The sequence below is a fragment of the Deltaproteobacteria bacterium genome (genome assembly GCA_030654105.1).
In the GTDB taxonomy this organism is placed as follows: Bacteria; Desulfobacterota; SM23-61; order SM23-61; family SM23-61; genus JAHJQK01.
The window spans coordinates 1-8792 of record JAURYC010000338.1 but is presented as its reverse complement, the minus strand read 5'-3'; the positions used below and the strand labels follow the sequence as shown (position 1 = coordinate 8792).

Below are 8792 nucleotides of genomic sequence, written 5' to 3'. Positions count from 1 at the left end.
GTTCTTCGATCTGGTCAAGGATGGCCAGAACGTCCGGAGAAAGGATTCCTTTCAACGTTAAAACTTTCTCGCTCTGTTCCTTGACGCTGCGAATAAGGGCCTCTGCCTCCAGGGATATATCTTCTAAGGGAGGTTCGACTACCCGCTGAATATGGACGACGAACAGAGGTTTCTCTTGGAGGTATTCTTTAATGATCCCTTTGGCTAACCCCTGTACTAAGATCTTCACCCTCCCGTCAGGCAATTTGAGCATCTTCATGACCATGGCGGCTGTGCCCACCGAGTAGATGCCTTCGGGGATTGGATTGTCATCCGTAGCCACCTTTTGAGTGGCTAGAAAAATCATCCGATCTTTCGCCAAGGCTTCATCAACAGCCTTAATTGAGGTCTCTCGACCCACAAAAAGCGGCAGGATCATATAAGGAAAAATTACCGTATCGCGGACCGGTAATAAGGGTAAGGTTTCTGGAATTTTAATTTGTTCTTCTTCGGGAAGATTTCCCATTGTTTTCCCTCCAAAGCAATGCAAAATAATTAATGGCGCTTCAGGGTTAGTTTCTTTCCCAGGACGCAATTTTTAATCTGATAAATAATTATAATACTTCCCCCCCATATAGTCAACCAATAAGGGGGGTAAAAAACCGCTCGATTGCTTCCCGGTCATGTACTACAGGGCATGGAGGGAGACTTTTCATAAAGGCTTTCCCGTAGCTCCTGGATAAAAGACGAGGATCGAGAACGGCCAATAAACCATGATCTTGGCGTGTCCGGATCAGGCGCCCTAACCCTTGCTTAAGAAGAATAATCGCCGAGGGAACTTGATAATCCCAGAAAGGGCTTCCGCCGGAAGAAGCGATTCTTTCCAGCCGGGCCTCCATGAGGGGTTCGTTTGGCCAGGAAAAAGGAAGCCGGTCCACGATCACACAGCTCAAAGCTTCCCCCTGGATGTCCACCCCCTCCCAGAAACTGGCCGTGGCAAAGAGAACCGAGTTCACGTCTTCTTTGAAGGCTTGGATCAAAGCCGATTTGGGGCGCTCACCCTGTAAAAAACAGGTAAAAGGAAGTTGCCCCTTTAACAACCTGTACGCTTCTTCCATATTTTTGATGCTCGTGAATAAGAGAAACGCCCTTCCCTGCGTTTTTTCAAGGATCTCCCGGATTTCCTCGGCCGCCTGTTGCAGGAATGAGGGATGGTTGGGATCAGGCAAATTGGGGGGTAAATAAAGCAGTGCCTGTTGCTGCATATCAAAAGAAGAATCCAACATCAATTCTTCCGTCACATCTTCCCAGATGTCAACCAAGCCAACACGCTTTTTGAAAAATCGGAAGGTTCCCTGCGCTGAAACCGTTGCCGAAGTGAAGATAATCGTTTTCACCTGATTGTAAAGCTGACCCTGAAGTTCTGGGGATACGTCAATGGGGGAAGCATGGAGGAATACGCCTCTTCCTCTCACCTCGCACCAATAAACCAGACGAGTCTCGGAAAGATCCAAAATGGCCTGCAATTCCCGTTTTAACTCCTCAGCCCTCCGGCTTAAGGCTCGCAATCCTTCCGCAGGTTCTTTCATTCCTCCGATGTGGGCGGTGATGGAAGTTAATCCCTCCATTAATTTTAGACCTGGATCCTTACTTTTTTTAAAATGATTTTCCTTTAAGCGGTAGCGGGACTCACCGCCGCGGAAAAGGGCAAAAAAATGTTCCTGGCTTTCGGAGATAAGGCTGGAAATTCTATTCAAAGCCTCATTTTTCAGTTTGGAGGCAGTTACTTCCCGGCGGACATCTCTGGCCAACTCTTCGCAGCGGAAATTGCTTACGGCTGATCCAAAATATTGGGTGGCTACCTCTTCCAGTTGGTGAGCCTCATCGAAAATTACTGCTTCGTAACGTGGCAAAACCTCTCCATACCCTTTCAAGCGGACGGCCAGGTCGGCAAAAAATAAGTGATGGTTGACGATTACCACGTCAGACCCCGCTGCTTCCTGCCTCATACGGGTGATATAGCAGCGGTCAAAGAATTCGCAGCCCTGTCCAAGGCAGGTTTCGCTCAACGCGCAAACTTCCTTCCATAATTCCAGGTCTTCCGGAAGTTCGGCCAATTCGGCCCGGTCGCCGGTTTTGGTTCGGCTGGCCCAGTTTTTCAAGGAATGATAGTAAGCGATCTCCTCAAAGGCCTTCAACATAGGCTGGCGGGAAAAAAGGCGGAACCTTCGCCGGCACAGGTAATTCCCTCTTCCTTTCATGAAGGAAGCTTTAAATAAAAAACCTAATTTCCCCCGAATAAATGGAATGTCGCGAAAGTACAGTTGCTCCTGGAGGGTTTTGGTCCCGGTAGAGATGATAACTCTCTTGCCGCTCAAAACAGCCGGAATGAGATAGGCAAGGGTTTTCCCTGTTCCTGTTCCGGCTTCAACGATTAAGGATCGTTCCTGGGCAAAGGCCCGGGTTACAGCCTGCGCCATCTGCCTCTGTTCCGGGCGATATTCGTAGGAGCTCATTTTTTGAGCTAAAACTCCAGAAGGACTAAATATGCTATCAATCAAGAGTTTGACTTTCTTTTGAAGACATTTATCGTGAAGGAGTACATGACGTAGCATTCCACAGCAAAAGGCGGAAACCCTAAATACCCTAAAACCGGCATTTCAAAAATTTTCACATGGTCCAATATAGGAACGGTGTAATGCCACTTGGCCCCGGCCCAATAGTTCCAAAATTCCCAGAGTAGACCGCAAACGAAACCGGAAAGAAGTAGGCTATAAAGGGTCCGTGGATCCCCCCTCTCCAGGTCCCCGAACAATGACTTCCTTCCCATCCAATAATTGAGTGGATCCAATAAAAAAATAAAACCCAGCCAAACAGGAGCAGCCAAATATTTAGCAAGCTCTTTAGAAGAAATTAAGGGGAAAATTAAACAAAATGTACCAAAGACCAAAGAAAAATAAAGATATTTTCTTTTTATTTTTAACGGCTTAATTCTACCTTGGTAAAGTTGACCCCAGCTTTCCAGGGCTTCGGCTGTGATAAGTATAGCGGGCCAGATTGTGGCAAAAGCCCAGGCGTATCCTATCCAGCGTAAAAGGAGATCTTCCGGTAGGCCGACGTAATGCCAGTTTTGAATGTAAAGGTTGTAGAACTCGAAGATCAACCAAAATCCCACCGACAAAAGCAGTATGAGGGCAAATTCTCCAGGGCGAGTGAGTATCCGAGACGTTCCTTTGTTTTTATAAACCAAACTATCGATAAAAAGGATATAACCGCTCCAGACCAATGGGGTGAAATAGGTATTTACAAATGGCACTCCCGCAAATAGTAATATTTCCGAGGCTCCAATGATACCCAGTCCAACCCAACCATGAAATTTTAGCGAAATTGAATTTTTCCTATTTCCTGGCATTCTCATCTTTTCCCAAAAACCTGTAAAGGGTTCGTTTCAAAAGGCCAAGGGGTCAAGTGGAAAATAAAGAGTTTGAGGGTGCCAGTGTTCAAGGATTGGGGCGCAAGGCGTTAGGCCTAAAAACTTAACACTCAACACCTAATACTTTTTCCGTTTGAATCCTTGGCCCTTTGAACCCTATTTTTTCCACGGGCGGGCATAACAATACAAACATCCGTGTTTACACTGAAGAGAATACCAGCCAATGTCTATGCTATGGGTGCACCCACAGAGTTCCCGTTGCCCCTTGGCTTTTTCTTTTGAACAGGCCAGTCCATCGGGGTGAATTTTGCTTAGAAATTCACCATCGATACAGCGTGAAACTGGAAACCCTTCCATGGAGCAAAAATGGATGTCCATTCCATGCCTTTGGGCAAAATCGGCCAATTGTCCAGCTTGGCTAATCTTTTCATCATGAATTTGAGGAATAAGACGCCAGCCTTTTTGGCCCAATCGGATCACTACTTTTTTATAAGGTGAAACCCAACTCACCCGGCAAATCTTAATTCCGAAGGGAGCAATGGCATCGGCTAATGCTGGGAACAGATCAAAGTTGCTGTATGCTTTTCCATCCCCTTCCACTTTTAAGATGGGGTCAAACCTCCAGGAAATACGTAGGGGACCTCCCACAAGGTCAACCAGGGGTCCGATCATCTTGACAACTTCTTTCCAATGGGGAATCATGGGTTCAAATTCCCCTCCACCCATACCCGTGATGGTAAGGTGGACGTAAATCAGCCGATATTCCCTAAGAACTTTCCTTAATTCCCCTTCCATGATCATATTTTGGGGATTTTTGGTCCACACGACTACGGAGTGCACATCTTGGGGCGGATACTCCCTGAGTCGCTCTATCATCACCCCGGGGAAACACCCCACCAGGTCAGTCCTGCGACTGGCCGATATGACAAGGAGATCTTTCCTACCCATGTCTTTTGCCAACTTGGTCCATCATACGGTTTCCCAGAGTGTTCGTCAATGCATTTGCTCTGCTTGCCCCCTCCACTTTTCAATAGGTTGATGAATTTATTTTGATTAACGGAGCCCGGACGGGAGCAACAAGGGTCAGAGCATACAGCGCGACTTAATTCCTAATTTGGTCAGTCGATGGTTATTAGAAATTTTGGGTAATTCTGGAAAGTAAGCGGGGACTTAGGCTCGGTTCTTACCGAATAATCAGTTTTCGGGTGGTTCCGCGATACTATATTTGTCCATCTTGTATTTTAGAATTCTTCTGCTCATACCCAAAAGGTCTGCAGCTCGGGTCTGCACAAAATTGCTCTTTTTTAGGGCCTCTATGATAATGTCCCTCTCGAATTCTTTTTCAGCATCTTCGAAAGAAATTCTCCCGTCTAACACTCCCAGCTTGATTAATTCCACCCGGGATTCGGTCTTCAAAGAAGATGGAACGTCATCGGGGGTTATTGTATCCGAAGTGGTAAGCACTACGATCCGCTCGATGATATTTTCTAATTCGCGAACGTTCCCCGGCCAATCATAAGCTATCAGGATATCCATGGCTTCGGGTGAAATTTTCTTTTTCCCGACCCCAGCGTGTTTATCCAGAAAGTGCTTCGCTAGCAGAAGAATATCTTCTTTTCTCTTGCGCAAGGGTGGAATCGTTACAGGGACGACGTTAATGCGGTAGAAAAGATCCGAACGGAAAGCTCCCCGGGCCATCAGCTCTTCCAGATTCTTATTGGTGGCCGAGATCAGGCGCACATCCACGCTAATGGTCTTCCCCCCTCCCACCCGGACAAAGTCCCTTTCCTGTAAAGCGCGAAGGATTTTGGCCTGAGTGGGCAAGATCAGTTCAGAAATTTCATCCAGAAAAAGGGTTCCTTGATCGGCCAGTTCAAAATGTCCAATTCGTCGAGTCTGGGCATCCGTGAAAGCACCCTTTTCGTGCCCGAAAAGTTCGCTTTCAATCAGCGTCTCGGGAATGGCCGCACAATTTACCGCCACAAAAGGTTTATTCTTGCGGTGGCTGTTATAGTGGATGGCTCGGGCGACTAACTCTTTCCCCGTCCCGCTTTCGCCGTGAATCAAAACCGTGGAATTTTTTTCGGCGATTTGTCGGATTGTGGCATAAATATCCCGCATTTCTTTGGACTTGCCGATGATATTATCAAAATGGTAGCGCTCTTCTACTTCTCCCTGCAGCCTCCGGTTTTCCCTCCTGAGGTCACGACTCTCTAAGGCCTTTTGAGCAATTAATTTCAATTCCTCCACATCAAAAGGCTTGGTGATATAGTCGTAAGCTCCCAGTTTCATGGCTTCCACAGCAGTTTTCAGGGTCTTGGTAGCGGTGAGCATAATGACCGGAATCTGGGGGTGCATCCCCCGGATCTCCTTGAGAGCCTGCATACCATCCTTCTCCGGCATGATGATATCTAAAAAAATTAAATCTGGTTCTTCGCTCTTTACTGTGATAATGGCTTCTTCCGCACTACCAGCCATGATCACTTGATAATCTTTTTTAAAGATCATGCGTAGCGAATCCCGCACGCTTACTTCATCATCGACAATCAAAATCTTCCGCATAGCTTTCCTTTATTGACTGGTTTGCCCCAATCTTTCATCCGGCAACCAGGAACCGAAGGCGAATGGTTGTCCCAGCACCTTCTTCCTGGCTTACCAGCATATCTCCTCGATTCCGAACCATGACCTTACGAGCCAGGGCCAGAGCCAAACTCAGGTTCTCGAAATTCAGCCCGGCTTCTGGTCCGAAGGCTTTCTGGATATTGCGGATAATCCCGTCCTGGCCATCATACCAAACAACTAGTTCCACGAAATTGTTCTGGCCTTCCCCTTCTGCAAGCAAATCCATGGAGAGGCGCAAATCTTTGTCCCCTTCAATCGTGGAAAACACATTTTCCAGTATGTTCCGCAAAACAAATTCCAACTGAACTGCATCAAAAAGGATCGCTGGTAAATTTTCCTTCAAATCCAAGCTCAACCGGGTTCCCCGTTGGGTTAATTTTTTTTCTTTCTCTTTGAGAACATCCTTCAGTATAAGGGTGAGGTTATTTTCCCGGATGCGGGGGGAGGGAAATTGGGCAAATTCCAAAAGATTTTCCAAAAGCTCGTTGATCCGTTTGACGTCTAGGTTCACCAGGCGGGAAAATTGTTCCCGGAACTCTGGATCATCGTATTTTTCCGGAAGGAGAGCAGCGAAGGTGCTGATGGCCACCAAAGGATTCTTTATCTCATGCGCCAAAGTCGAAAGGGTAGCATCGAATAAAGATCCCTTTTCTGCAGCCGGCATCGCCGATGAGAAACGGCCTCCGTCTTTTTCTTTCTCTTCTCGGGAGGCAATCCATAATTCTCCTTGCCCAAAGCTGAAGATCAGGTCTGCCGGGAGCAACAGCTCCCCTTCTTTCAAGGCTGCTGATCTCAGGGTTAAGCTTTCCAGTTCGCGCAAGTTGCCTGGCCAATGATATTGCTGCAGCACCTGCAAGGCTTCCGGGGAAAATTTTTTCCGGGAAATCTGCTCTTGGCTGTGCTCTTGAAGAATTTCGGTAGCCAGGCGGGGGATATCTTCTTGGCGATCGCGGAGAGGTTTCAGATTGATGGGCAGCATTTCAAGGGTCTGGTAGAGTTCTCCCCGTAATTTGCCCGCGGATATAGCTTGCGCCAAGGAAGTAGTGGAAGTGGTTATAATTTTGGCTTCGATGCCTATCTCCTCCAGACCGGGCCAGCCAATCCGCTGGTCTTTCCAAAGATCTAAAAGGGTTGATTGCAAGTCCCAATCTAAGTTCTCCACTTCCTCCAAAAAAAGGGTCAAAGAAACATTCTCTCCTCTGCCCGAATTTTGCAGCCAGAAGGAAAGTTTGCGCATAAATCTTTCCAGCGTTAATTCGCGGCAAAAAAAACGAATGAAGGGTGTATCCTTAAAGGGGCCCAGAAAGTGAATCGCTTTGGCCACTTCGCTTTTACCTGTGCCCTCTTCGCCCTGAATGAAAACCGGAAGTGAGGAAAAAGACACTTTGAATACTTTTTCCCGCACCTCGGGCTGCATCCGGGAGGAATAGAGCCAGGATTTGATTTTTTCTTCGGCCGAAAGCGAAATTCTTGAAGGCCGACTCTTTTCACCCCAATCTTTTTCCAGAAGCAGGGCCTGAATCTTTTCGCGCAGGGTTTGCACCGGAAAGGGTTTGTCTAACCAATCGCTACCAGGCAGATCCAGTTTTTTTCCCCAGGCCGCTCTTTCTCCCAGGAGTAAGAGGAAAGGCAATCGTGGCTGGGTTTTGCGCAAATCGTGGAAAAAGGAACTGTAAAAAACTGGGGGCAGGTCCACCCCGGCCAGGACAATTTCTACCTCTTCCCGCCCGGCCACTTCTACGGCTTCTTGGAAATTGCTCGTGGTTAGTACCTCAAATTCCTCTTTCAGAATCATCCAGATTGACGCACGGACGGTGGATGAAGGGTCTACCACTAAAACCCTCCGTTTCCCGCCTTTACTTTGTGAAAGCACCCTTTCCTCCGGGTTTCAATGGAAAATGAATTCGAAAACTCGTTCCCTTGCCAACTTCACTCTCTAAGTCGATGAAGCCCCCATGTTCATGCACGATCTGGTGGCTGATCGCTAAACCCAGCCCGCTGCCTTCCGGCCGGGTGGAAAAGAAAGGATCAAAGACATGATCTAAATTTTCCGGTGGAATTCCGATTCCGGTATCGCGGATTTCGATCTGCAGGAAAGGTTCACTTTTGTCATCGCGTGTTAGGCGAACAATCCGGGTATCAATCCAAATCTCCCCTTGCCCCTCGATTGCCTGAATGGCGTTCAAGAGAATGTTCAGTAATACCTGTTTAATCTGTTCGGCATCGACTAAAACTGAAGGGAGATTGGGGGCATAATTTTTGGTAATAGTGATGTTTTTCTTCCGGGCTTCAGTGGCAATTAAAACTTCCATTCGATCGATGATGGCATTGACATCTTCCCCTTTTAGATTGGGCTCGGATGGTTTAGCGAATCCCAAGAGTTCGTTGATTAAGGAAGTTAAGCGATCGATTTCCCCTGAAGCGACCTTAAGAAAATAATTACGAAATTCGTCGTCATCTATACGTTCCGGAAGAAGCTGGGTAAAAGTCTTGATGGATACCAGGGGATTGCGAATTTCATGGGCCAGGCTGGCAATCAACGTTCCCAGAGAAGCCAGGCGGTCTGAACGGCGTAGAATATTTTGCGACTTTTTCAGATTCTCATAAAGGTTGGCATTCTCGATGGCAATGGCTACCTGGTTGGCCAAAGTATTCAGGAGGTCAAGATCCTCCCGATAGTACATTTCTTCTCTTGCTTTGTGCCCCAGGTTAATAAATCCGATCAACCTCTCCGAGTAAAAGAGCGGCAGGCAGACCT

At 47.3% G+C, this 8792-nt stretch carries 6 protein-coding genes; all 6 read right to left on the bottom strand.

Features of this window, described 5'->3' with window-relative positions:
* Positions 1-505, bottom strand: a 505-nt coding sequence (locus tag Q7V48_14880) for an LON peptidase substrate-binding domain-containing protein (GenBank protein MDO9212011.1), incomplete at its 3' end; no start/stop codon positions are given.
* A gap of 112 nt (positions 506-617) precedes the next feature.
* On the bottom strand, positions 618-2495 hold the full coding sequence (locus Q7V48_14875; protein MDO9212010.1) for an ATP-dependent DNA helicase: 1878 nt from the start codon (positions 2493-2495) through the stop codon (positions 618-620).
* A 1073-nt stretch (positions 2496-3568) separates the two neighbouring features.
* Positions 3569-4360: a DUF1848 family protein gene (locus Q7V48_14870; protein ID MDO9212009.1), complete on the bottom strand. Its 792-nt coding sequence runs from the start codon at positions 4358-4360 to the stop codon at positions 3569-3571.
* A 246-nt stretch (positions 4361-4606) separates the two neighbouring features.
* Entirely contained in the window at positions 4607-5974 is a 1368-nt protein-coding gene (locus tag Q7V48_14865; GenBank protein MDO9212008.1) for a sigma-54 dependent transcriptional regulator, read from the bottom strand.
* A gap of 34 nt (positions 5975-6008) precedes the next feature.
* On the bottom strand, positions 6009-7907 hold the full coding sequence (locus Q7V48_14860; protein ID MDO9212007.1) for a sigma 54-interacting transcriptional regulator: 1899 nt from the start codon (positions 7905-7907) through the stop codon (positions 6009-6011).
* Positions 7891-8792, bottom strand: a 902-nt coding sequence (locus tag Q7V48_14855; GenBank protein ID MDO9212006.1) for an ATP-binding protein, incomplete at its 5' end; no start/stop codon positions are given. The genes Q7V48_14860 and Q7V48_14855, both read right to left, overlap by 17 nt.